The organism is Pedobacter namyangjuensis (genome assembly GCF_003313325.1).
Classification (GTDB): Bacteria; Bacteroidota; Bacteroidia; order Sphingobacteriales; family Sphingobacteriaceae; genus Pedobacter; species Pedobacter namyangjuensis.
In genome coordinates this window covers 1-25,738 of record NZ_QMHQ01000004.1, presented here as the reverse complement: position 1 = coordinate 25,738, position 25,738 = coordinate 1, and the positions used below count along the sequence as shown (strand labels likewise).

At 36.0% G+C, this 25,738-nt stretch carries 26 protein-coding genes; 16 read left to right on the top strand and 10 right to left on the bottom strand.

Translation table 11 applies throughout. The annotated features are described in order from the left end of the window. The first annotated feature begins 56 nt into the window (after positions 1-56). Positions 57-905: a 4-hydroxy-3-methylbut-2-enyl diphosphate reductase gene (locus DUT69_RS15770; RefSeq protein ID WP_113654232.1), complete on the top strand. Its 849-nt coding sequence runs from the start codon at positions 57-59 to the stop codon at positions 903-905. A gap of 133 nt (positions 906-1,038) precedes the next feature. Further along, positions 1,039-2,052 carry a ferrochelatase gene (gene hemH / locus DUT69_RS15765; RefSeq protein ID WP_113654231.1) on the top strand — a complete coding sequence of 338 codons (1,014 nt, stop codon included), beginning with the start codon at positions 1,039-1,041 and terminating at the stop codon, positions 2,050-2,052. Between the two features lie 175 nt (positions 2,053-2,227). Here the strand turns inward: hemH and DUT69_RS15760 are convergent, their stop codons facing one another. Continuing rightward, a complete protein-coding gene (locus DUT69_RS15760) occupies positions 2,228-3,226 on the bottom strand; it encodes a glycosyltransferase family 92 protein (RefSeq protein WP_205314289.1) in 999 nt (332 codons plus the stop codon). 193 nt (positions 3,227-3,419) lie between these two features. On the opposite strand from DUT69_RS15760, the gene DUT69_RS15755 reads away from it, so the two are divergent. The 4 genes from DUT69_RS15755 to DUT69_RS15740 are packed head-to-tail and all read left to right on the top strand — an operon-like array spanning position 3,420 to position 7,033. Next, positions 3,420-4,412 (top strand): stealth family protein, encoded by a 993-nt coding sequence (locus tag DUT69_RS15755; protein ID WP_113654230.1) that lies wholly within the window; start codon positions 3,420-3,422, stop codon positions 4,410-4,412. 4 nt (positions 4,413-4,416) lie between these two features. Beyond that, entirely contained in the window at positions 4,417-5,202 is a 786-nt protein-coding gene (locus DUT69_RS15750) for a glycosyltransferase family 2 protein (protein WP_113654229.1), read from the top strand. Between the two features lie 6 nt (positions 5,203-5,208). Next, entirely contained in the window at positions 5,209-6,072 is an 864-nt protein-coding gene (locus DUT69_RS15745; protein WP_113654228.1) for a glycosyltransferase family 2 protein, read from the top strand. 40 nt (positions 6,073-6,112) lie between these two features. Then, on the top strand, positions 6,113-7,033 hold the full coding sequence (locus DUT69_RS15740; protein ID WP_162796333.1) for a capsular polysaccharide synthesis protein: 921 nt from the start codon (positions 6,113-6,115) through the stop codon (positions 7,031-7,033). Here the strand turns inward: DUT69_RS15740 and DUT69_RS15735 are convergent. Together DUT69_RS15735 and DUT69_RS15730 are read right to left on the bottom strand one after the other, a co-directional pair. Further along, a complete protein-coding gene (locus DUT69_RS15735) occupies positions 7,030-8,118 on the bottom strand; it encodes a glycosyltransferase family 4 protein (RefSeq protein ID WP_113654226.1) in 1,089 nt (362 codons plus the stop codon). The genes DUT69_RS15740 and DUT69_RS15735 overlap by 4 nt on opposite strands. Positions 8,119-8,124: 6 nt before the next feature. Then, positions 8,125-9,009 (bottom strand): glycosyltransferase family 2 protein, encoded by an 885-nt coding sequence (locus DUT69_RS15730; RefSeq protein ID WP_113654225.1) that lies wholly within the window; start codon positions 9,007-9,009, stop codon positions 8,125-8,127. A 391-nt stretch (positions 9,010-9,400) separates the two neighbouring features. Here DUT69_RS15730 and DUT69_RS15725 point away from each other — a divergent pair, with 391 nt between their 5' ends. The 5 genes from DUT69_RS15725 (at position 9,401) to DUT69_RS15705 (ending at position 14,220) form a co-directional block, all read left to right on the top strand. Then, on the top strand, positions 9,401-10,711 hold the full coding sequence (locus DUT69_RS15725; RefSeq protein WP_113654224.1) for a UDP-glucose dehydrogenase family protein: 1,311 nt from the start codon (positions 9,401-9,403) through the stop codon (positions 10,709-10,711). Beyond that, positions 10,711-11,703 (top strand): UDP-glucuronic acid decarboxylase family protein, encoded by a 993-nt coding sequence (locus tag DUT69_RS15720; protein WP_113654223.1) that lies wholly within the window; start codon positions 10,711-10,713, stop codon positions 11,701-11,703. The genes DUT69_RS15725 and DUT69_RS15720 overlap by 1 nt, the downstream gene beginning before the upstream one ends. 65 nt (positions 11,704-11,768) lie before the next feature. Then, positions 11,769-12,785, top strand: a complete 1,017-nt coding sequence (gene galE / locus DUT69_RS15715; RefSeq protein WP_113654222.1) for a UDP-glucose 4-epimerase GalE — start codon at positions 11,769-11,771, stop codon at positions 12,783-12,785. Beyond that, the gene (locus DUT69_RS15710) at positions 12,786-13,352 is read left to right on the top strand and encodes a hypothetical protein (RefSeq protein WP_113654221.1); all 567 of its coding nucleotides are present in this window, start codon (positions 12,786-12,788) and stop codon (positions 13,350-13,352) included. Positions 13,353-13,545: 193 nt separating this feature from the next. Next, on the top strand, positions 13,546-14,220 hold the full coding sequence (locus tag DUT69_RS15705) for a tyrosine-protein phosphatase (RefSeq protein ID WP_240186739.1): 675 nt from the start codon (positions 13,546-13,548) through the stop codon (positions 14,218-14,220). Positions 14,221-14,254: 34 nt separating this feature from the next. Here DUT69_RS15705 and DUT69_RS15700 read toward each other — a convergent pair whose 3' ends face one another. Further along, the gene (locus DUT69_RS15700; RefSeq protein WP_113654219.1) at positions 14,255-15,484 is read right to left on the bottom strand and encodes an ABC transporter permease; all 1,230 of its coding nucleotides are present in this window, start codon (positions 15,482-15,484) and stop codon (positions 14,255-14,257) included. A gap of 89 nt (positions 15,485-15,573) precedes the next feature. Then, the gene (locus DUT69_RS15695; protein ID WP_113654218.1) at positions 15,574-15,927 is read right to left on the bottom strand and encodes a HesB/IscA family protein; all 354 of its coding nucleotides are present in this window, start codon (positions 15,925-15,927) and stop codon (positions 15,574-15,576) included. 91 nt (positions 15,928-16,018) lie between these two features. Here DUT69_RS15695 and DUT69_RS15690 point away from each other — a divergent pair, with 91 nt between their 5' ends. From DUT69_RS15690 to dnaA, 3 genes are all read left to right on the top strand, one after another. Continuing rightward, entirely contained in the window at positions 16,019-16,549 is a 531-nt protein-coding gene (locus tag DUT69_RS15690) for a DUF7935 family protein (protein WP_113654217.1), read from the top strand. 23 nt (positions 16,550-16,572) lie between these two features. Continuing rightward, positions 16,573-18,120: an acyl-CoA mutase large subunit family protein gene (locus tag DUT69_RS15685; RefSeq protein ID WP_113654216.1), complete on the top strand. Its 1,548-nt coding sequence runs from the start codon at positions 16,573-16,575 to the stop codon at positions 18,118-18,120. 194 nt (positions 18,121-18,314) lie between these two features. Then, positions 18,315-19,745 (top strand): chromosomal replication initiator protein DnaA, encoded by a 1,431-nt coding sequence (dnaA, locus tag DUT69_RS15680; RefSeq protein WP_113654215.1) that lies wholly within the window; start codon positions 18,315-18,317, stop codon positions 19,743-19,745. Between the two features lie 207 nt (positions 19,746-19,952). On the opposite strand, the gene DUT69_RS15675 is transcribed toward dnaA, so the two are convergent. The 5 genes from DUT69_RS15675 to DUT69_RS15655 form a co-directional block, all read right to left on the bottom strand. Then, positions 19,953-20,492, bottom strand: coding sequence for an NUDIX hydrolase (locus DUT69_RS15675; protein ID WP_205314288.1), 540 nt, complete (start codon positions 20,490-20,492; stop codon positions 19,953-19,955). 38 nt (positions 20,493-20,530) lie between these two features. Continuing rightward, the gene (locus tag DUT69_RS15670) at positions 20,531-20,923 is read right to left on the bottom strand and encodes a hypothetical protein (RefSeq protein ID WP_162796332.1); all 393 of its coding nucleotides are present in this window, start codon (positions 20,921-20,923) and stop codon (positions 20,531-20,533) included. Between the two features lie 58 nt (positions 20,924-20,981). After that, the gene (locus DUT69_RS15665) at positions 20,982-21,758 is read right to left on the bottom strand and encodes a TPM domain-containing protein (protein ID WP_113654213.1); all 777 of its coding nucleotides are present in this window, start codon (positions 21,756-21,758) and stop codon (positions 20,982-20,984) included. A 3-nt stretch (positions 21,759-21,761) separates the two neighbouring features. After that, entirely contained in the window at positions 21,762-22,205 is a 444-nt protein-coding gene (locus DUT69_RS15660; protein ID WP_113654212.1) for a TPM domain-containing protein, read from the bottom strand. A gap of 72 nt (positions 22,206-22,277) precedes the next feature. Next, positions 22,278-22,862: a LemA family protein gene (locus DUT69_RS15655; RefSeq protein ID WP_113654211.1), complete on the bottom strand. Its 585-nt coding sequence runs from the start codon at positions 22,860-22,862 to the stop codon at positions 22,278-22,280. 186 nt (positions 22,863-23,048) lie between these two features. On the opposite strand from DUT69_RS15655, the gene DUT69_RS15650 reads away from it, so the two are divergent. After that, entirely contained in the window at positions 23,049-24,590 is a 1,542-nt protein-coding gene (locus tag DUT69_RS15650; RefSeq protein ID WP_113654210.1) for an NAD(P)/FAD-dependent oxidoreductase, read from the top strand. 68 nt (positions 24,591-24,658) lie between these two features. After that, entirely contained in the window at positions 24,659-25,018 is a 360-nt protein-coding gene (locus DUT69_RS15645; RefSeq protein WP_113654209.1) for a CoA-binding protein, read from the top strand. Positions 25,019-25,738: the final 720 nt, after the last annotated feature.

The following is a 25,738-nucleotide window of genomic DNA, read 5'->3' as shown; positions in this document are numbered from 1 at the left end:
GCGTTAAATTCTAAAACTCTTTTTATGTATTTTTGTATCTACATTGGATAAATAAAATGGCATACAATTTAAACGTAACAATAGATAAATCATCTGGCTTTTGCTTTGGTGTTGTTTATGCAATAGACATGGCCGAAGATATATTAGATAATGAGGACTATCTTTATTGTTTAGGGGATATTGTACATAACGATGAAGAGGTGCTTCGGTTAAAAGCAAAAGGTTTGCGCATTATAGACCATGAGCAATTGCATCAGTTACATAACGAAAAGGTTTTAATTAGAGCACATGGCGAAGCACCGTCTACTTACGAGTTGGCGCTTAACAATAACCTTACGCTAATTGACGCTTCTTGTCCGGTGGTTTTAAAACTGCAGAACAGAATTAAAAACTCGTATGACGATGACGAGCAAATTTTAATTTTCGGTAAACATGGGCATGCAGAAGTTATCGGTCTGCAGGGGCAAACTAATGGTAACGCAATTGTTTTTCAGGATATAGCAGAGTTAGATACTTTAGCGCTCCCAAACAAGTTTACTTTGTATAGCCAAACCACAAAAAGCACCGATAAGTTTTACCAAATTAAAGACGAGTTGTTAAGCAGGGGGTATGATGTTAAAGCTAACGACACCATTTGCAGACAAGTTTCTAATCGTTATGAAGAGTTGGAGAAATTTGTAGCCGACTTTGATAAAATCATATTCGTTTCTGGTAAAAAATCATCTAACGGAAAAGTTCTGTACGATGTTTGCAAAAAATATAATCCATCTTCATACTTCATCTCTAACGTAGAAGAACTGGACAGTACTTGGTTTAGCGAGAATGATAAAGTTGGCATTTGTGGAGCAACATCAACCCCGATGTGGTTAATGGAAGACGTGAAAGCAAAATTGGAATCGCTTTAATCCTATCATAAAAAAGTAATTATTCTATTAATTGCTAATTCGTAACTAAGCATCCTTTTAAGAGATTTTTACTTAACGTATATTTGCAACTCTAAAAATAACACCAAATAACCAATTTGGTTAAGCACAAAACATGGCAAAAAAGGGAATTTTACTAGTGAATTTGGGTACACCAGATAGTCCGGAAACTAAAGACGTAAGAAAATATCTTGATCAGTTTCTGATGGACGAAAGAGTAATTGATATTCCGAAACTCAATCGTACATTACTAGTAAAAGGTATTATTGTCCCTTTTCGTAGTCCAAAAACATCTAAACTTTATAAAGAAATTTGGAACGAAAACGGCTCTCCTTTACTTTATTATAGCGAGATTCAAGCAAAGCTGTTGCAAGAAAAGTTGGGTAGCGATTACCAGGTGGAGTTAGCAATGCGCTATCAGAGCCCGTCGATAGAAAACGCTTTAGCTAAACTAAAAGCTGGTTTGGTAGAAAGTATTAAGGTAATTCCATTGTTTCCGCAGTATGCTTCGGCAAGTACAGGATCGGTAATGCAGTTGGTAATGGAGCTGGTAAGTAAGTGGCAAACTATTCCACCAATTTCTTTCATTAATTCTTTTCATGATAATAAACAGATGATTGAGATTTTTGCTGAAAACGCAAGAAAACATCAGCCTGAAACTTACGATCATGTGTTATTCAGTTTTCACGGTTTGCCAGAAAGACAATTGCTAAAATGCGACCATACCAGCGCATATTGTTTAAAAAGTGCAGATTGTTGCCAAACTTTTAACGATACCAATAAATTTTGCTATTCTGCCCAAGGGCATGATACCGCAAGGTTATTGGCCAAGGAATTAGGTGTTGCAAAAGAAAATTATACCGTTTGTTTTCAATCTCGTTTAGGTAAAGAACCTTGGGTACAACCTTATACTACAGATGTTTTAAAAAGATTAGCTGCTGAGGGAAAAAAACGTTTGTTGGTATTTAGTCCGGCTTTTGTTGCCGATTGTTTAGAAACACTTTACGAGATTACGGTAGAATATCACGAAGAATTTAGAGCTTTAGGAGGTGAACATGTACAGTTGGTAGAAAGCCTCAACGATCACCCGAAATTTATAGAAGCACTAGCAGAAATGTCTGTGAGTTAAGCTAAAAATCAGTAATTAATAAGGTGCTGGCTAAAAAAGATATATCGTCATTCCCACGTATGTGGGAATCTTAAAGCATAATAATTTAAAAAGATATATGCATTACGATGTCCAGTTAAGCTGGGAATAACGACCTTCTGAAATATTCTGGGAAATTATTTTTGATAAGGCTTTTTTATTTTTTTGAAAAATCTTGGTTATCTTCCAAATCATTTAAATCATATTCCTCAAAATAATCCAAGCCTCTTATGTCTAAAATTCTCGCTCTGCCTCTGGCACGTTTTTGCAAAAACTCATCGTAAGATTTTACGGCATAGTGATTGATTTTAATTACATCGTGCTGCGGTTCTCTATCTCTAAAATGTTTTTTAAGGGGAATTCCATGAGAATCAAATGTTTTGCCGTTCATTCGAGCAACTTCGTGGCAACCGATAAAAGAAAATACACGACGAGGATTTACAATGCTTTTAACGTGGCGGTTTAAATAATGATTTGGTAGCGAATGTTTTTTAAAACGCTCCATAATTGTGCCTGCTTCCTTTTGCTTTGCGCCTCCGCTACCGTAAACCAGCCAATTAATTTCTACAGCTGCCGCGTTTTCAAATTTTTCTAAAAACTTAGGGATGGTTTCATCCTTTATGGGAATTATAAATTCGTCCATATCAATAACCGCAATCCAATGTACGTCTAATCGATGCTTTTCTAGGCAATCATCGTAGGTAATTAATTGTTGTTTTAATCCTGGCCAAAAAATATAGTCCACCAAACCGCTTTCGGCGTACGGAGCTAAAATCTCTTTAGTATTGTCGGTGCTTTCGTTATCGTAGATATAAAATTTTTCTACGCCTAATTTTTGATGCCATTCAATCCATTCTTTAAAATACGGGCCTTCATTTTTAGCTATAGCACAAACAGCGAGAAAATGTGTTGGTTTAACTGCCTTGTTTCTACGCATTTTTAGCATCAAACGGATGGCGTTAAAAGGTCCGTAACGTAAAATGCCCCGCCACCTGTTCCTTGTCATTTTATGTGGAATGAGACCCGCAACAATTTCAGCTAGCGCTTTTTTGATAACCATTCCAACATTAATTTTAACCAAAGCGCCACGCCATTTTTCTCGTTTTGCTTTATTTGGAATAAATGCCGTTATAAAATTTGCTACTGCTTGATTCATTTACGCGTGTTATTCAGATTTCTGGGCTATTACATTATCATAACCGGTTTCAAATTTACCAAAATTGTAGCTACACCAATATATTTTCTTTGATAGGTGTAGCGGAATGATATTTTACTTCGTATTTTAATTGATATAAATGAATTTCTATATCTTTATCCATTCTTTGAATGATGAGTACTAAAACGGCTTTATGGAGATAGATTTTGTAGTAACTTGGGTAGATATGGAAGATCCGAAATGGAAGGAGGATTTCGCCACCTATTCGGGTAAAATAGATAATACTAAAAACGAAGTGGCAGAATCTCGCTTTCGTGATCACGGCCTATTAAAGTACTGGTTTCGAGGAGTAGAAAAGTTTGCACCATGGGTAAGGAAGATCCATTTTGTAACTTGCGGACAGCATCCAGACTGGCTGAATATCAACCACCCAAAGCTAAATCTGGTTAATCATTCAGATTATATTCCAGAGAAATTTCTTCCGGTATTTAACTCTAGCTTAATTGAGATTTATTTGCATAAAATTCCGGGACTCTCCGAACACTTTGTGTACTTCAATGATGACTTTTTCATTATTAATAACATTACAGAAGAGCGATTTTTTAAAAATGGTTTACCAAACGATATTGCTGCTTTTAGATTGAATTTTGGTTTGTCTTTGTGGAGCAAATGTTTAAAAAACAATATTCGCATTATTAATAAGCATTTTGATAAAAAAGAAGTTTTAAAGCGGGACCATGATAAATGGTACGATGAAAGTTATGGTAGCCGAGGTAGATTAACTAAACGATTATCATTTTACGATAAGTTTATAACCTTAAGAACGCCGCACAATGCACAGCCGTACTTAAAATCTACTTTTGAAGAAGTTTGGGAGAAAGAAAGCGAGGAGTTATCGGCAATGTCTGTGAACAGATTCCGTAGTCCGAAAGATTATACACAAGAGCTGTTTAGGACGTGGCAAATTTGCAAATCAGACTTTAACGCGTACAATACCTATCAAAATACCAAAATGTTTCCGTTATTGTTTAAAGCAGAGAAAGCAATTAAGGCTATTAAAGATCAATCTTATTCGCTGGTTTGCATAAATGATAACGAACACATGAGGAACTATGAGCAAACCATGGCAAGAGTAGAAGAAGCTTTTAACAGTATTTTACCAGATAAATCTAGTTTCGAACTTTAAAATCATGGAGGAAAAAGATTTAATTTCGGTAGTTATACCAATTTTTAATGGCGAGCTGTATGTGAAAACCTGCATTGAAAATGTTTTAGGCCAATCGTACAAAAACTTAGAGGTTATTGTAGTCGACGACGGCTCAAAAGACGCTACGGCAGAGCTGGCCAGTCAGTATCCAGTAAAACTGATTAAACTGGAACAAAATAAAGGACTTTCTTTCGCCAGAAATACTGGATTAGATGCTACTACGGGTAAATATGTTCATTTTATGGATGTTGATGATTCTATTAATGAAGATTATTATACTTTGATGCACGCCGCTTTAAGTGAAACCAACGCAGACGTAGCTTGTGGTGGAATGATTAATGAAGCTAGACCGCAAAAAGCACAACTGTTTCCTGAAAAAGTCGTTTACACAACGGTAAAAACCAGATTAGAATCTACTTATGTAGGCAAGATTGGTTACGTTTGGCGTTATTTATTTAACATAGATTTTCTAAAAGCGCAAAATTTACGTTTTATGGAAGGCAGACTGATGGAGGACTTAATGTTTTCGCTTCCTGCACTTTATTTTGCTGAGAAATTGGTAGTAGTGCCTGGTGCCGAATATAGGTATCGCCATCAGGAAAATTCTATTATGACGAGCAATGATCCGGTTCATGTGAAGAAAAGACGTGAAGATAGAAAACATGCCAAAAAAATAATGCATGATTTCGCTAAAAAACACAACTTCAAAATTCCAGGTGTAACAACAGGAAGATTAAGATATGTTATAAAAAAGTGGTTTGGTTATTAATTTTACATGGAAGATAAAAAACTCATTTCAGTTATTATTCCTGCATACAATGTGGCTTTGTATTTGTCGCAGTGTATTGAAAATATCAAATACCAATCTTATAAAAACATTGAAATCATAGTTGTTGATGACGGATCTATCGATGATACGGCAAAAATCGCAGCTCAGTATCCAGTAAAACTTATTCGCCAGCAAAATAAGGGCGTATCTGCTGCCAGAAACGTAGGATTGCAAAATGCAACGGGGCAGTATGTTCATTTTATGGATCCGGACGATCTAATCAGTCTTAATTTTTATGAAGAAATGCTTTCTTCGGCGTTGAAATATGATGCAGAAGTAGTTTTTTGCGGAATTATAAATGAAAGGCAACCGAGTTTATCCTACACTAATCAACAAGCGTTTTTAGCGGTTTCAAAAGAAGATAAGTTAAAGCTTGCTAAAGTTGGAAGCGAGGGCTATTGCTTTAAATATTTGTTCAAAACTTCATTTTTAATTTCTGAGCAAATTGAGTTCGATCAGAATGTGCAAATTGCCGAAGACATGATTTTCTCCCTAACCGCTGTTTGCAAAGCCAATAAAGTTGTTGCAGTACCAAATGCAATTTATTACTATAAGTATCACCCTAGCTCTGCATTAACGATGCTAAATAAAAGTGCTAAAAGCGAGCGGAGCAAAAAAATGGAGCCGTTACGTGTTTTTAAGCGAGATTTTGAAAAGCAACACGGTGTTAAGATAGTCGGCGATCCTGGAATTATTATACGCTATAGATTTTTAGGAATGCGCATTTTTAAAAAGAAACTGTTAGCTAGCGGAACAACTAAATGGTATTTGTTCGGTATTTGTATTATTCAATCTAAAGCAGGACATTAAGGTTATGAGTAAGCGGAAGGATTTCTTAAACCTTAAATATTTGGCAAATAGAATCTGGGGATTGATTAGAAATCAGATAGTAGCTCGTAGACATAAAAGGATTGCGGAATTTTGGCATCCGATAATTGTGGATTATTTTGATGGAAAAATTGAGAGAAACTCGTTGTATCCTAAAAAGCATATTGGTGAGAAAGTTATTTGGCAATACTGGGGCCAACAGGCCGATGATGTTGATTTGCCACCTGTAGTACAGCGCTGTTTTGATTCGGTTGATAGGTATAAAGGCGATTACGAAGTGGTGCGTTTAAATGATAAAACAATATCAGATTATTTAGATTTTCCCGAATTTATATGGAACAATGAAAACGAATTGAAGTTTTCAAGAGTGTTTTTTTCAGATTTATTACGTCTTGCATTGCTACATGTTTATGGTGGCGTTTGGTTAGACGCAACAATTTTGCTCACAGCGCCATTGTCAAAAGAATACACCGAACAAGATTATTTTGTATTTCAGCGTAGCAACTACGAACCAAATAAATCTTTTTGGGATGGCCCACATACGAGTTATTGGAGTTGGAATCCCCGATATAAAGTAAAAATGCTAAATAGCATCATTTTCGCAAAAAGAGGTAGCATAATGATTGCGACGATGTTTGACCTAATATTAAATTACTGGAAAACGGAAGACAAAATCATTAATTATTTCTTTTTTCAGGTTTTGTACAACGAATTAGTTGTTTGTAAACTGAAACACTTGCAATGTTCTGTTGTATCGGATACACTGCCGCATATTTTAAGGGTATTGGTAGATGGTACGAATTATTGCTCCATACAAGAATTAGTTAAGTCTATCAATATGCATAAACTCACTTATTTCGATGAAGAACGGATGAAAAATTTGAATTTTTTATTAGCGCAGATCGATGCAGAAATAAATAAGAACGAAAATAGTATTAGCTAACTAACAGTTTTGTAAAGCTCAATAGTCTGTTCAACACATTTCTCTATTGGATATTCTAACAATTTTTTATCTCCTAAATTAATCATCTCTTTTCTAGTCGATTCATTTTCTATAATGTAAGTTAGTTTTGATACAAGTGCTTCTAAAGATTGCCCTTCGAAGTACTGTGCAGCATCTCCGGCAATTTCTTCGAAACAGCTGCAGTTACTTAACAAAACTGGGCAATTATTTTTAAATGCCTCTAAAATGGGAAGACCAAAACCTTCATATAGAGAGGGATATACAAAACAAATTGCATTTTTATATAAGGTGTTCAATTGCTCATCACTGGCAGATAGCTGTATCGTCTTATCCAATATGTTGTGTCTTCGTAGAAATTCCGAATCACCATATGTTATCGGACCTCCACCCGCTAAAACGAATTTTAGGTCATCGTATTTTAGCGAAACTATTTTAAATGCTTCTGCTAGCAAATGGAAGTTTTTATATTTTTCTCTGTCTCCAACAAATAGAATATAGTTTTTAGGGAGGTTTGCTACATTCTGATGATTTGGTGTGCTTAAATCTATGCCATGGTAGATAACCTCAATCTTATCTTCGTTAACATTACTATATTTTAAAATATCAGCCTTAGTTATTTCAGAAATTGCTATTATTTTATCAGCTCTGTCCATTAGTAGCCTTTTGTGATAAGGCAGTGGGTCATTTGATGGAAAGTATTCTGGCATAGCTTCATAAATCATATCGTGCACCGTTACCACCAAAGGCTTTTTAAGACGTTTTAAAAAATAAGGGTTAAAATATGTAGGATGAAAAACGTCGAAATTGTTTTTGCCTATCAAGTATTTGGAATATTGTTTATTCCATTTATTGCTTCTTGATTTTTTCGCAAGCAGAACATTGCCAATCCAGTTGTTTAAAATTGCGTCGAAATCCTTAATGTAATAGTTTTTGCTATGTAATACAGAAATACTAGCTTGAATATCTGTTGTGTTCTGTATTGAATTATAGATGTTTGCAAAATATCTCGAAATCCCACCATAACGTTGTTGAGAAAACATTTGATGATCAAATAGAACCTTCATGCGCAATTAATTATGTTTTTTTGGAAGAAAAACCAATATTAAACTCATAAACCATTTTAACGTTCTGTAGGCAAACTTATGTTTTCTGATTCTCAAAAACTGTTTTCCGCGTTTTTCGTACAAAATCGCAACATCCTTAGCGGTAAAGTCAAAAAGTGGAAAGTACTTGTCAACAACCATTTGCCTATCTGCACAAATAGATTTCTGATTAGCAATATGGCTGGAAATACCATTTGCATCGTATACGCTAACTGTCATTTCAAGATGCTTGGTTGGAATTTCTTTTTTGCATACGGCGTAAATTAAAAATTCCCAGTCTGAGATAATTTGAAAATCTTCGTTGTAGTAAAAAATTTCGTCAAATAACGACTTCTTTATAAAACACGATTGATGGTTAATGCTATGTATAAGTAAAAATGGAAAAGATAACTTAGCGGGAGCCGGAATAAGTCGTTTTCTTTTAATTTCATCCCAAATCATATCTCCATAGTAAATACCGATATTTCCATTTAGTTTGCTGTGAACAGATTTTAGTGTGGTATTCTCAAGGAAAATATCTCCGCTATTTAAAAAACAAATGTATTCGCCCGTTGCCATCCTTATTCCTTTGTTCATTGCATTATAGATGCCATTGTCGGGTTCACTTACCCACTTATGCAAATGCTCGCTTATATTTTGGATATATTCTTTACTTCCATCTTTGCTACCACCATCGATAATTATAAATTCAAATTCTTTAAAAGTTTGGCTCAACAAGTTTTCTACAGTTTTCTGCAGGCCAGCTAAATTATTTAAATTTACGGTAATGATCGATATTTTAGGAATGTTGGCCAAATTCGATGGATGATGGTTTTTAGTATTTTCAATCAAAGGAGGTGTGATTGTGTTCAAGTTTTGTTTGTTCTGTAAGGTTGATACGTTTCTAAGGTAATTAACACCTAAATCTAATTATATTTCCGGTTGATGGATTAGTGTCCGAATTTTGCAATGCTAATTTTTATATATCATTCGTATAATAAAATAAGTTTTAAAAAACCGCTTGTTCTCATCATTAACTTTAATAAAATAAAATATAAAACGCAACTTTTGTAATAAGAGAACGGCGAAGATAACATAAACGCTACAATAAATTTTTTGTTTTCTGATTATTAGCGCTATTTGTAAATTCTATAAAGGAAAAATAAAGATGTAGCAACGTTAATTTGGTTTAATATTAGGCATGTAAAGCCGATATTTACCTTTGTTTTAGTATATTCGCTCCAACAAATTTTAGAGATAATTTATGAAAATAGCTGTTGTTGGAACAGGATATGTTGGTTTAGTAACAGGCACGTGTTTAGCCGAAACAGGTAACGACGTGATTTGTGTTGATGTGAACGAAGCCAAAGTAAAACAAATGATTAACGGCCAAGTACCAATTTACGAACCTGGTTTAGATGTTCTTTTTCATAGAAACATTGCGCAGGGACGTTTATCTTTTACAACAGACTTAGCATTGGCGGTAAATGAAGCACAGATTATATTTATGGCTTTGCCTACGCCTCCGGGCGGAGACGGTGCAGCCGATTTATCCTATATCTTGGGCGCAGCAAAAGATATTTCTAAACTAGTAACCGAATATAAAGTTATCGTCAACAAATCGACGGTTCCTGTTGGTACAGCAGATAAGGTTCAGGCAGTTTTTGCAGAAAACACTACTGTTGAAATAGATGTGGTTTCTAATCCAGAGTTTTTAAGGGAAGGCGTAGCAGTAGATGATTTCATGAAACCCGACCGCGTAGTTGTAGGTACAAGAAGTGAGAAAGCTCAAAAGTTAATGGCCGAACTTTATGCGCCTTACGTTCGTCAGGGAAATCCTATTTTCTTCATGGACGAACGTTCCTCAGAACTGACAAAATATGCAGCAAACTCATTTTTGGCTACAAAAATTACGTTTATGAATGAGATTGCCAACCTTTGCGAAATTGTTGGAGCTGACGTAGATGCGGTGCGTAAGGGTGTGGGTGCCGACGATCGTATCGGAAAACGTTTTCTTTTTCCGGGGATTGGTTACGGCGGAAGTTGTTTCCCGAAAGACGTGCAAGCACTTGCCATAGCTGCAAATACTTATGATTACGATTTTCAAATACTGAAAGCTGTAATGAACGTTAACGAGAGACAAAAGACTGTTTTGGTAGACAAAATTCTAAAATATTATAAAAACGATATAAAAGGTAAACATTTTGCACTTTGGGGTTTAGCTTTTAAGCCAGAAACTGACGATATCAGAGAGGCTCCGGCATTGTATATTATTGATGCATTGGTAAAAAATGGGGCTACGGTTACTGCATTCGATCCAGAAGGCATGGCTAACGTAAAAGCTATTTTGGGAGACAAAATTAAGTTTGCAGAAAACCAGTACGATGCGTTAAATGATGCTGATGCATTATTGATAGCTACAGAATGGTCAGTTTTCCGTAATCCCGACTTCGAAAAAATGGAAAGTCTTTTAAACAACAAAGTGATTTTTGACGGCCGTAATCTTTTCGACCTACAGAAAATGGTAGATTTAGGCTACTACTACAATAGCATAGGCAGAAAATTAATAGACTAATGGCAAATACCAAACGAGTTTTAATTACTGGAGCAGCGGGCTTTTTGGGCTCACATCTTTGTGATAGATTTATTAAGGAAGGGTTTCATGTAATTGGAATGGACAATCTAATTACTGGCGATTTACAGAATATTGAACATCTTTTTAAGTTGGAGAATTTCGAATTCTACCATCATGACGTTTCTAAATTTGTTTACGTTCCTGGAGATTTGGACTATATCTTACACTTTGCATCACCAGCTAGCCCAATAGATTACCTAAAAATTCCTATTCAAACTTTAAAAGTTGGTTCATTGGGCATTCATAATTTATTAGGCTTAGCTCGTAATAAAAAAGCTAGACTGCTTATTGCTTCTACATCAGAAGTTTACGGAGACCCAACCGTTAATCCTCAGCCAGAAGAATATTGGGGTAATGTAAATCCGGTAGGACCACGTGGTGTTTATGATGAAGCAAAACGTTTCCAGGAAGCAATGACAATGGCTTATCACACTTTTCATGGTTTGGAAACCAGAATTGTAAGAATATTTAATACTTACGGGCCAAGAATGAGACTTAATGATGGTAGGGTTTTACCAGCATTTATTGGTCAGGCACTGAGAGGTGAAGATTTAACCGTTTTCGGAGACGGAACTCAAACCAGATCATTCTGTTATGTTGATGATTTAGTTGAAGGAATTTATCGCTTACTTTTTAGCGATTATGCACAGCCGGTAAACATTGGTAACCCGGATGAAATAACGATGATGGACTTTGCTGAGGAAATCATCAAACTTACGGGTACAGATCAAAAGATTGTATGCAAAGAACTTCCAACGGATGATCCTAAGCAAAGACGGCCAGATATTACAAAAGCTAGAGAGTTGCTAAATTGGGAGCCCAAAGTGAATAGGGCAGAAGGATTAAAAATTACTTATGAGTATTTCAAATCGCTACCTAAGGACGCACTTACAAACAAAGAACATAAAAATTTTAAAACCTATAATAAATAATGCTAAACTGCTAAGCGCATTCTTCCTTGGTGGCTTCATTGTCTTAAATAATAAACTATACACAAATGAAAATATTAGTTACTGGCGGTACAGGTTATATTGGGTCGCATACAGTTGTAGAGCTTTTTAGCGCAGGTTATGATGTTATTGCTGTTGACGATTTTTCAAACTCAGATCCAAAAATTTTAGATCAAATTGAAAAGATAACTGGTAAAAAACCAGCGTTTAAGCAACTTGATTTATGTAATGAGCAAGAAGTAATTGCGTTTGCTAAGGAAAACCAAGACATCGATGGAATCATCCACTTTGCTGCTTCTAAAGCAGTAGGAGAGTCGGTTCAAAATCCACTAAAATATTATCGTAATAATTTTTACGGTTTAATTAATATTTTAACAGCATTTAATAGCAAAATTAAATTGGTGTTTTCATCTTCTTGTACAGTTTACGGACAGCCTGATACTTTACCTGTTAATGAGAATGCCCCTGTAAAAAAGGCAGAATCGCCTTATGGCAACACTAAACAAATTGCAGAGGAAATTTTGCAGGAAACTTGTGCGGTTTCGCCAGATTTAAATGTAATCGTTTTACGTTATTTTAATCCGGTAGGTGCGCATAAATCTGCTTTAATTGGAGAATTGCCAATTGGCGTTCCACAAAACTTAGTGCCTTTTATCACACAGTCTGCGATTGGCAAACGTGGCCCTATTACAGTTTTTGGAGACGATTATAACACGCCAGACGGTTCTGCGGTTAGAGATTATATTCACGTAGTAGATTTAGCAAAAGCACACGTTTCGGCAATAAAAAGATTAGAAAAAGGCGATACCGCTAATTACGAGGTATTTAACGTTGGCACCGGAAAAGGCTCTTCAGTTTTAGAAATTATCAACGCTTTTGAAACATCAACTGGAGAAAAATTAAACTATACCATAGGTGCAAGACGAGAAGGTGACGTGGAACAAACCTATGGCGATGTTAAATTATCAAACGAAGTTTTAGGCTGGAAAGCAGAGCTGGATTTAAATGAGATGATGAGTTCTGCCTGGAACTGGGAAAAATATTTAAAAGACAATCCGTTTTAGATGAAATTAAGTGAGCATAAAAATCTTAAGCTAGAAATTCTGGCTTTGCCACCAAAAGAAAAAGACAAACTGCTATTGCGCTTGGTGGCAAAGGATAAAGTGCTTACCGAACACCTTCATTTTCTATTGTTAGAAAACGAAGAAGATCTAAAAGATAGGGTTGACGCAATAAAAAGCACGATTTTGGAAGAGATGCAGTTGCTTAGCAAAAATAAGCACCTAAATGCAAGAGATGTGCTAACAAGTTTACGTAAGTTGGCCAAATTGGTTAATCATAATTTAAGGGTTACGAAAGCAGTACTTGAGGATGTTGAATTGAGGATTTTCCTATATAATAATGCCATAACTGATTTTAAAGGAAAAGTTCATTCTAGTATAAAAAACTATGAGGATATTTTTGCAACTTACTTTGTAAAGGCGGTATTGGTTACATTAAGGAAATTTGAAAAATTGCATGAAGATTTACAATACGATTTGAAAAATGAAATGGAGAAATTGCTACATAAAATTTATCAAAGTAAAATGTATTCAACCGCGATTTTTTTAAACTTACCAGAACATCTGTAGCTTAAAAAAATACGTTATATAGCTAAACGGAATAATATTTCTAATGAAAGATGTTTTAGTAAACAATGATTTTATGGCTTTTAATGTAGTGAACGGGTTAATTAGCAGTCAATATAAAGGGAGGTAGGTTTTGCTTAATTGGTTTAAAAAGAAAAAGGATCCCGAATTTAATTTTTCAGCTGTAAAAACAGATATGCACTCGCATATCCTTCCCGGTATAGATGATGGTGCAAAAAACATCAATGATGCTATACTATTGGCAAAAAGATTTGAGGAATTAGGTTACCAGAAACTGGTTGCAACACCGCACGTTATGGCCGATTATTTTCGTAATACGCCAGATACAATTAATAAAGCGCTTGATATTTTAAGAGAAGGTTTAGCGCAAAATAATATCAATATTACGGTTGAAGCAGCAGCCGAATACTATTTGGATGAAACTTTTGAGAAAAAAGTGGAGAAGAAGGAGGTGCTTACTTTTGGTGCGCAACAATATCTTTTGTTCGAGCTATCGTACATTAATGCTCCACACAACCTTTACGACATCATTTCAAAAATTCAGTTTGCAGGTTATCAGCCCGTTTTGGCGCATCCAGAGCGTTACCCTTATTATTACGGAGACACAGATAATTACCAGCAGATAAAAGATGCAGGTTGTTTATTGCAGTTAAATACCATTTCCTTAACAGGATATTATGGCAAAGGGTGTAAGCAAACCGCCGAAGAGTTGGTAGATAATTATATGATAGATTTTATGGGAAGCGATATGCACCACCTTCGTCATGCCGATGCATTAAAGGCTGCGTTAGAGTTAGATAGAGTTCAAAATATTCTGTCGCAACCTCAGCTAAACAATCTATTGCTTTAACAAAACAACTTTCAATTAAAGCTATTTTCAATACTTACTCGTATCGCAATGCCTCAACAGGATCCAGTTTAGATGCCTTTAGCGCAGGATAATATCCTGAGAAAATCCCTACTATCACGCATAGTATAAAACCGGTGATAATAAATGTCCAAGGCATCAAAAATGCTCCACCCATAGAAAAGGATATCAAATTCCCAATTCCCACGCCAAGCATTATCCCAAAAAAGCCACCCATTAAGCAAATTACAACCGCTTCAATTAAAAACTGTTTTCTAATAACCGATGGATTTGCACCAATAGCTTTTCTAACGCCAATTTCTCTGGTACGCTCCGTTACCGAAACCATCATGATATTCATTAACGCAATTGAAGCACCAAGTAGAGTAATAGCACCAATGGCTATACCGCCCAAAACGATGTACTTTAAGTTTTCATCTAAACTTTGCGCAACAGAATCACTTTTAGTAATCTCAAAATTGTTAGGCTCTTTGATCTTAATTTTTCTAATATTTCTAAAGGTTGATGTTGCCTCGCCAATAACATTATCCATTATTGCTTTATTAGGTACCGCAACGGTGATAGTGTAAGATGGATTTGCATTTGAGTTTATCAATTTTGCTTTGTAAAGCGGTACGTAAACAGCCCTGTCACTGCTTGACCCCATGCCAGAACCTTTTTCTGCCAATACACCAATAACTTTTAACTTGTTGTTGCCAACATTTATTACTTTATCTAACGGACTCTCGTTTTTGAACACGGTTTTTGCAATTTCGCTACCGATAATACAGATGTTGGTATTTGCCAAGGCCTCAGAAGCACTAAAGTTTCTCCCAAGCGTTAGTTCCAATCCTTGAGAACCTAAGCCGTTTTCATCAAACCCTTGTATGTTAATATTGGGATTTGTTTTTTCTTGTTTATACTTTACCGTAGATCCGCCACTGGCAAAAACACTAATAGCTACATTTGCAGGGGCATTTAAGCGCTGTTTAAACTTTACCGCATCCTCATATCTTATAGATTTAAATGGTTTTGGTCTTTTTCCGTTACCAATTCTAATACCGCTACCTCTGTTTCTAATATTAAACGAATTAGCACCCATGCTAGAGAAAGCTTCGGTCATGCTAGCTTTTACAGCATCAAGTGTAGTTAATATACCTACCAAAGCAGATAATCCAATTGCAATAATTAGCGCAGTTAACATAGTGCGCAAGCGATTACTTTTAATTGATTGCAGGGCAAGCCTCACGTTTTCGGTATAAGTCATTTTATGGAGATAAAAACATTGGGATATAAAAATAAAAAGTCCCGCTGTTAAGACAACGAGACCCTTTAAAATGTTACAAAATATTCTTTCTAAACAGAGAAACTTGTTCCGCAACCGCAAGAACTAGCAGCATTTGGGTTGCTAAATGTAAATCCTCTAGAATTTAGGCCATCTTGCCAATCTATTTGCATACCCAATAAATACATTTGGTGTGCTTTGTGCATAAAAATTTTAATTCCATCTATCGTAAACTCCTGGTCGCCTTCTTTCTGTTGGTCGAAACCTAAAACGTAGCTCATGCCAGAGCAACCGCCACCTTCAACACCAACGCGTAGCCCAAAATCTTCAGCAACTTCTTGCTGGTCTCTAAGCTTTAAAAGTTCTTTAACGGCAGTTTCTGTAAACGATACGGGCGCAAAGGCGGTTTCTACTGTATTACTCATGTTTAATAAATTTATCTGTTACAAATATAAATAATAATGCACATTTTTGCTTTTAACGGTTCGTGAATATTACCGTATTTAAACAATCTTTATGAATGTAAAACAAATTCTTGTAGACTTTATTGTTTTAGGTGCGGGTATCTTTGCAGCTTTAATTGCAATGTATTATGTGTTAAGAAACGATATCCAACAGTTTTTTGATTTAAAAACTTTAGCGTTAAATAAAGAAAATAGAGCGCAACTTTTGCCGGTTCGCATACAAGCACATGAGCGATTAATCATTTTTGTTGACAGGATTAGTCCGTCGAACCTTTTGGTTCGTTTGCACCAGCAAGGAATAGATTTACAAAGTTTGCAAGCTGGAATTATTAATGAGATAAAAACAGAATATCAGCATAATATTACTCAGCAACTTTATGTAAGCAGCGCAACTTGGGATGTTGTGCGTAAATTAAAAGACGATACCATCGCCATGATTAATAATGCAGTAAAGGGTTTGCCACAGAACGTAAATGGAGTAGAGCTTAGCAAAACTATTTTGCAACACATGGCTACTATTTCAGAAAATCCCTACGAATTAACTATTGCATTAATTAAGAAAGATATGCAACAAATGTTTTAGTAAAATCTCTAATCAAATTACCTATGAGCGATAAAAAACACCTTACCACATCTGGTATTGAGATAAAAGATTTATATACCACGGCAAAGTCTTCAGAAGAAGTTCCAGGCCAATATCCATTTACCAGGGGGATACAAAAAGATATGTATCGTGGTAGGCTATGGACAATGAGGCAATATGCAGGATTTTCAACTGCAGAAGAATCTAACAAACGTTACCATTATCTTTTAGCCCAAGGTACAATGGGTTTGTCGGTAGCTTTTGATTTGCCAACACAAATTGGCTACGATTCTGATCATGATATGGCAGAAGGAGAAGTAGGTAAGGTTGGTGTAGCTATAGATTCGCTTAAGGACATAGAAATTTTATTTGAAGGAATCGAGCTTAAAAATATTACAACATCAATGACGATTAACGCAACGGCCTCTATATTATTGGCCATGTACATCGCGTTAGCAAAAAAACAGGGAGCAGATTTAAAAGAGATTTCAGGGACCATCCAAAACGATATTTTAAAAGAATACGCAGCCAGAGGAACTTATATTTATCCGCCAAAACCCTCTATGCGCATTATTACAGACATTTTTGAATATTGTAGTAAAGAGGTGCCAAAGTGGAATACCATTTCGATATCTGGTTATCATATTAGAGAGGCCGGCTCTACTGCCGTGCAAGAGTTGGCGTTTACGCTAGCGAATGGTAAGGCATACTTAAATGCCGCGTTAGATAAGGGTTTGGATATTAACGTCTTCGCAAAGCGATTATCTTTCTTCTTTAACTGCCATAATAACTTTTTCGAAGAGATTGCAAAATTTAGAGCTGCCAGAAGAATGTGGGCTCATATTACCAAATCTTTGGGAGCAACAGATCCAAAAGCTATGATGTTGCGATTTCATACGCAAACCGGTGGTTCTACACTTACTGCTCAGCAACCGCTAAACAACGTTATTAGGGTTTCTAACCAAGCTATGGCTGCGGTTTTGGGCGGTACGCAATCTTTGCATACCAACGGGTACGATGAAGCATTGTCTTTACCTACCGAAGCAGCTGCTAAAATCGCTCTGCGTACACAACAAGTTATTGCTTTTGAAAGCGGTGTAACAGATACGGTAGATCCATTAGCTGGCTCGTATTTTGTAGAGTCTTTAACAGATGAGATTGAATCGGTTGCTTTGGCTTATATAGATAAGATTGATGCAATGGGCGGATCGGTTAACGCGATTGAGAATGGATACATTCAGCAAGAGATTGCAAATGCATCATATCAATATCAAAAAGAAGTTGAACAAGGCGAAAGAGTAATTGTAGGCGTTAATAAATTTACACAGGAAAAAGAAGGAATAACAGACGTATTAAATATAGATGAATCGATTAGAGTAATACAGACTGATAAGTTAGATAAATTAAAGGCTGAACGTGACAACGAAGCTGTTAAATTAGCTTTAACTAACTTAACAGCTGCTGCCAAGTCTGAGCGTAATTTAATGCCCTTTATTTTAAGTGCTGTAGAAGAATATGCAACACTTGGGGAAATAGCAGATTGTATGCGAAATGTGTTCGGAGAATACTAAAAACAGTGTTAATAAATAGTTATCAACATAAAAAATTGAGGTTAAGTGGTATATATAATTGCTTGTTAAGTAGTTACGAATTAAATGAAATTTTTGTGTGAAATGTTGATAATTTTTTGAATATTCGAACTCTCGAAAAGGGACATCCGTAATACCCTTATAAGAACTGAAAACCAACAAATTAAAGAATAACAATGGAAAAAACTTGTACCGAAGTATGGAAGAACTGTCTTCAAATTATTAAGGATAACATTCCGAACCAAAGTTTTAAGACTTGGTTCGAACCGATATCAGCACTTAAATTAGAAGGGAAAGTTTTAACCATCCAGGTGCCTAGTTTATTTTTTTACGAATGGCTAGAAGAACACTATGTTGGTCTGCTACGTAAAACGGTAAAAAAGCAATTGGGAGACGAAGGAAGATTAGAATATAATATCGTTGTTGATAAGTCATCTAACACTGGTTCGCCGTACACAACTAATATGCCCTCTAACGGAAATGGGGCAGAAGCAAAAATGCAATCAATGCCAATTCCGGTATCGATAAATAAGGATATTAAAAACCCGTTTATTATACCAGGATTGAAAAAGCTGAATGTAGATCCTCAGTTAAATCCAAATTATACTTTTGATAATTATATAGAGGGAGATTGTAACCGCTTGGCTCGTTCGGCCGGTTACGCTGTAGCTGCTAAACCAGGGGGCACATCTTTTAACCCGCTAATGATTTACGGTGGAGTGGGATTGGGTAAAACACACTTGTCGCAGGCCATTGGTAACGAGATAAAACGTAGTATGCCAGATAAATTGGTTATTTACGTTTCTTGCGAAAAATTTTGCCAACAATTTGTAGACTCGTTAAAAAATAACACGATAAACGATTTCGTTAATTTCTATCAGGCAATGGACGTGATCATCATGGATGACGTACATAACTTTGCAGGTAAAGAAAAAACGCAGGATATCTTCTTCCACATTTTTAATCACTTACACCAATCGGGTAAACAGGTCATCTTAACTTCAGATAAAGCACCAAAAGATTTAGCTGGATTAGAAGAGAGATTGCTAAGTCGTTTTAAATGGGGATTGTCTGCAGATTTACAGGTGCCGGATTTAGAGGTTCGTATCGCTATCCTTAAAAAGAAAATGTATGCCGATGGTATTGAGTTGCCAGCTGATGTAGTGGAATACGTAGCCCATAATATTGACAATAATGTGCGTGAGTTAGAAGGAGCAATGGTTTCATTATTGGCTCAATCTACGTTAAACAAAAAAGACATTGATTTGGCTTTGGCTAAGCAGATGTTAAAGAACTTTATCAAAAATACCTCGAAAGAAATCTCAATGGAATATATCCAGAAGTTGGTTTGTGAGTATTTTGAAGTTCCGGTTGATATGGTTAAATCTCAAACACGCAAACGTGAAATTGTACAGGCTCGCCAAATTTCAATGTATTTGTCTAAAAGCCATACGAAATCATCACTAAAAACTATAGGCGCATTTTTTGGTGGTAGAGATCACTCTACAGTAATTTATGCTTGCCAAACTGTAGAAGATTTGATTGAGACAGACAAGAAGTTTAAAGCTTATGTTAACGACATTCAGAAAAAACTGAAAATGAGTTAATTTTCTTGAGGTATTAAGAAGCAAAAAATATAAATCCTATTTGTTTAGAAAAAAATTAAAGTCCTGATTTGGTTTCCAAGTCAGGACTTTTTTATAAGTATAATCTTTCGAATTTACTTTTCATTGCCGTCGACTTTAGTCGACGGAAGAGATATAAAAAAGGCCATTTTGATTAATCAAAAATGGCCTTTTTAGTTTTATGATTTTCTACAAATGCAACAGCCCGTAGAATAATGCAGCCGCATGTAAGGATTGTTCAATTTTATTATCTTTTAAAAGCTGTTTAACTTCATCAATGCTGTAAAGTTCAACATTTAAAATCTCATGCTCATCTAAATGCTGTTCATGCGTTTTAACACCGCCTTTTAATAAATAGGTAAATGTTTTATTGGTTGATGTTGCAGGATTCGGATAAAGCACCGCAATTTGCTCACAACTCTCAAAAGTATAACCAGTTTCCTCAATTAATTCCCTCACAATTGCTGTTTCCGGATCTTCTCCGTCGTCAATCACTCCCCCTGGCACTTCTAAAGAAATTATTTCTGCTGCAAAGCGATATTGCCTTACCAATATTAACTGGTTTTCTTTAGTTAACGCAACAGCATTTACCCAATTCGGATATTCTAAAACGTAGTAATCATCCTTAACGGCTCCGTTAGGTAACTTACACGTATCTACTCTAAGTGTAGCCCATCTTTCCTTAACTAAATATTTCGAGGCAAGTTTTTGCCACTTTAAAATCTCCATTTATACAAGTCTTTAATCTTTGTTCTTTGCTCCTTTATCTAAATATATTGCTCAATGTATTTTTGCCTTCCCATATTTATTAAATGAACGGTCTGAAAGTCGTCTACAAGCTTTTTGTAAACAAAATTGAGTTTCTGGGCCATCAATTGCGACGGGATGATATTGTTCTCGAAATCTAGCTGACTGAATATAAAATCACTAAGAGAATTCAGGTGTTCAGCATTTAACTCGGATTGGGAAAGCCATTTTTCAAATTCCGAAGTGTTAGGTTCGGTAAGTAATTTGCTATCTAAGCCGAATGATTTAGCAAGTGTTTCTTTAAAAAGTGCATCAGCTTCTTCAAGTTTTAATTCGATTTTTAAACCCATGATTTTTGCAAGCACTTGCGCCAATTTTTCTATTTCTGCAGTAATGAGATCTTTTCTATACATTCCATTAAGGTTAAATTCTTGAACAAGGTTGAGTTTAAAGTTTAAATCGTGATTGTCTTTACCAGCTTCCGCTACTTCCGCCACCGCCAAAACTTCCGCCTCCAAAACCTCCAAAACCGCCACCACTACTTCCGCCTCCAAAGCCTCCGCCAAATCCGCCACCACCAGAATTTCTTCCTCCGCCTAAAAGCATGCTCCAGAATAATGCATCGGCAACACCTCGTCCACCAATAACCTCACTACCGCCACCGCCACCGCCTTTTCGTAAAATAATTACGATAATTATAATGATGATGATCACAATAGCACCAGACATTCCTTTACTTCCCTTTTGTTTAACTTTTGGATTGTCGTTTTTGTATTCGCCTTTTACTAAGGATATGATGGAGTTTGTTCCTTCATCAATACCAGCGTAATAATTGCCTTCTTTAAAAAGGGGTTTAATGTCGTTCTCAATAATTCTTTTAGTGTAGATGTCTGGTAAAGCGCCTTCCAGGCCGTAGCCGGTTTGTATAGACAGCTTTCTATCGCCTATGGCAACCAACAAAATTACACCGTTATTTTTCTTTCCGCTACCGATACCCCATTTTCTCCCCAGTTCTAAAGTGTATTCGTTAATGTCATACTCGCCGACCGATTTCATTATCACGACAGAAATCTGGTTTGAGGTAGAGTCATCAAAAGCTACAAGTTTGCGCTCCAAATTACCTTTCTGTTCTTCAGTAAGCGTATTGGTATAATCGTTTACCAACGTATTCGGTTTCTCCGGAAATTCTTGAGCATAACCAAGCTGTAAACAGAGTACGGATAGGATTAAGATGATTATTTTCTTCATCTGTTAATTTGCTTGGTTTTTGTACATGTAAACAATTTCATTTGGCAACTCGTTTACATCGCCATTTTGGTAAGGAAAGTAAAGCGCTAGCTTTTCTCCAGCTAAAGAAACACCAGCAATTATGCCCTGTGCTAAATTTCCAGATGAAAAATGAGCTTTCATAGCCACTTGTGTAGTTTCCCAAAAATCTTCAGGTACAACTTTATTTATCCCGCTATCGCCAATGATGGCAAACTTGTGGTCTTCGTAAGCCAAATAAATTAAAACACCATTATGTGCAGATGTTTTATCCATTCCAAGCTCTGTAAAATAAGCAGCTGCTTTCTCAAATGCTCCGCCATGGCAATGTTTGTCAATGGCAATTCTTATCTCTCCGCTAGTTGCTTTTTCGGCTTCTGCAATTGCATTTGCAATTTGCTCTTGCTCTTCTGTACTAAATATAGACATTATTTTGTGGTAAAAATAAAGGGTAATGCGTGTTTAAAACAAACAAACATTACCCTTGCTTTATAAATTTAATTAAAATTCTACTTTCGGAGCATTTTGTGAACCTGCATCAGCTTGGAATGATGCCTTAGGAGAAAATCCGAAAATACCAGCCGTTAAATTAGTTGGGAACGATCTTACTTTGGTGTTAAAAGTTAAAACCGATTCGTTAAAATCCTTACGTGCTACTGTAATTCTGTTTTCTGTACCTTCCAATTGTGCAGATAAGTCGCTAAATTGTTGGGTAGCTTTCAAATCTGGATAGTTTTCGGTTAAAACCATCAACTTACCTAAAGCTTGGGTAATTTGACCTTGAGCTTGTTGGTATTTCTCTATATTTTCAGCATTTAATTTATCAGGATCTATAGTTATTTTGCTTGCACTTGCCCTAGCTTCAATAACTGCAGTTAGGGTTCCTTGCTCAAATTTAGCAGCCCCTTTTACGGTACTTACCAAGTTTGGTATTAGGTCAGAACGGCGTTGGTATTGTGTTTCAACATTACTCCATTTATTTTTTACCGTTTCATCTAACGAAACCAGGTTGTTGTAACCATTACAACTACTAATTGCAGTTATCACAACTATCAGAGCTACTACTCCTAAAACTATTTTTTTCATCTTTAATTTATTTGTTTTTTTAAGGTTAATTTCAAATTAGATAGCAATACTTGTGCCTTGTTACTAAAACAGACAAAAAACTGACATCTTGCCACTGTTTGTTCAATAAACTTACAACTTAATACCTATAACTTACAACTCTAATCGTTAAATTTGCAGTTTCGAGATAAAAACTTGACATCCATTATGCAAAAAGATATAGAAATTACCCTTGCACCAGAAGATGTTGCTAACCAGCAGTTGATTCTTCAAAATATAGCTAAAGCGCTAAAAGCTGATTTAAAAAGTATCAATTCTTTCAAAATATTAAAACGTTCTATAGATGCTCGTTCACGCAAGGTAATTTACAGGTTGCAGGTGCGAGTGTATATAAACGAGCCTGCTCCAGAATTAGCATCAGCCTCAATTTATCCATCAGTAGCAGATAAAAAAGCTGTTATTATAGTTGGTGCTGGTCCAGCCGGTTTGTTTGCCGCTTTGCAATGTATAGAAATTGGCTTAAAACCTATAGTGGTAGAACGTGGCAAAGACGTAAAACAGCGTCGTAGAGATTTGGCTGCAATTAACAAGCAAGGTTTGGTTAATACAGAATCTAATTATTGTTACGGCGAAGGTGGTGCGGGTACATATTCAGATGGCAAGCTCTATACGCGTTCCAACAAACGAGGTGATATAAATAAGGTGTTGCAAATTTTTGTACAACATGGTGCCGACGAAGATATTCTTATCGACGCACGTCCGCATATTGGTACAAACAAACTCCCGCATATTATAACTGCAATAAGAGAAACCATTATAAAAGCCGGCGGGCAGGTATTGTTTGATGCTAAACTAACCGATTTCATTATCGAAAATGACAAAATAAAAGGTATCGTAGTAAACAACCAACAAGAACTTTTAGCTGATGACGTCATTTTAGCTACCGGACATTCCGCTAGAGACATATATGAGCTCCTGCACAAAAAAAATATCCTTTTAGAAGCAAAACCATTCGCTTTAGGCGTTAGGATAGAGCACCCCCAACAGATTATAGACAGCGCACAATATCATTGCGATATTCGTTCAGAGTTTCTTCCGCCGGCATATTACAGCATGGTGGAGCAGGTAAAAACCCGTGGCGTATTTTCTTTTTGTATGTGCCCAGGGGGGATAATTGCACCATGCGCTACAGATTTAAATGAAATTGTAGTAAACGGATGGTCCCCATCTAAAAGAAATAACCCATTTGCTAATTCGGGTACGGTAGTTCAAATAACTTTAGATGATGTTCCTGGAACAGACCCATTAAGAATGCTAGATTTTCAAAATAGTATAGAAAAGAAAGCTTTTCAAGTTGGTGGCGGCAATCTCGTAGCGCCTGCACAACGAATGGTAGATTTTGTAGAAGGAAGATTGTCGGCAGATTTACCAAAGAATTCATATTTACCAGGCACAAAAAGCGCTATGCTAGAAGATATTCTTCCAGATTTTGTGGCATCTAGCTTAAAAGCTGCCTTGCCATTATTCGGAAGAAAAATGAAAGGCTACTATTCTAACGATGCAGTTTTAGTCGGTGTCGAAAGTCGTACATCATCCCCGGTTCGTATCCCACGAGATAAAGAGACATTCCAACACCCACAGGTTCGCGGTTTGTATCCCTGTGCCGAAGGAGCTGGTTATGCCGGAGGAATTGTATCCGCCGCTATAGATGGCGTTAATTGTGCCAATGCAATCCTAAACAAAATTTAAACTAGGCTGTTTCTTTATTAAGCAGTTTATGTATCATTGTTCAATTCTGCCCAATCAATTTCTATAGAATGAAAAAGACTTTAATAATCGGAGCAACTCCAAACGCAGATAGATACGCTTACAGAGCGGCGCACATGTTAACCGCTAAAGGACATGACATAGTTAATATAGGTATCAAGCAGGGCGAGGTTGCAGGCGTAAAAATTCAAAAACCTGCTCAGCCTTTTACAGATATAGATACGGTAACCTTATATATAGGTCCCGATTTGCAACCGTCCTATTACGACTATATACTTGAAACAAAACCTAAGCGGGTTATATTTAACCCTGGCACAGAAAATTACGAATTCGAAAAGATGTTAGATCAGCATAACATAGAGCCTGTTCAGGCCTGCACATTGGTTTTGTTAAGCATTGGTCAATATTAAGTAGGTTGTGGTGACGTGGCGTTTGGCAACGACAGTCCCGTCGTCCGCTACAATCTTTGCCGTATGTGCTATGCTAATGCCAGCGTTAACTTTGGCAAAGTATTTTCGCTTCCACCGGGCCTAATTACAGCGGTTTGTCTAAATGGCAAATTTTCAGAGCCAATCCAATCCTAGTATACAGTCAATCACCTTACATATCAACGCATCTTCATCTCATAGACTACTCTCTAGCTATGTGCGAACTTTTAAATTCTATATAGTATATATATGTAGTTGAATTCTTTATGCAAATAATTTTAGCTGAAATTAATTTAACAAATAATATAAACTAATAAATTTTAACAGCGGGTTGTTGTCACTACGTACTTAAAAGCGTTAGGTAGACAAAAACTATCTATTTTATAAAGTTTAGGCTCTCCCGTTTTTTTGGCAATTTTTTATGTAGAAATTGTTCCGTTAAAGAATACTTTAGATATTTTATTTGCAGACATTTCATTTTATATATACTATGAATAGCAAATATTAGGAGTATAAAATTCTTATCATATCTTAATTTATCTATTGTATTGATATATCTGTTATTGCTTAACAACTATCGCTTGCTCCGTTGGGCAATTTTTTTACGCTGTCGGCCAGCATATTACGCGTTCCCTTCGAAACAATTCCTGTGTTTGTTTGTTCGGACATGTTTTTTTGCTACCTTTGCATCCCGCTTCGGAG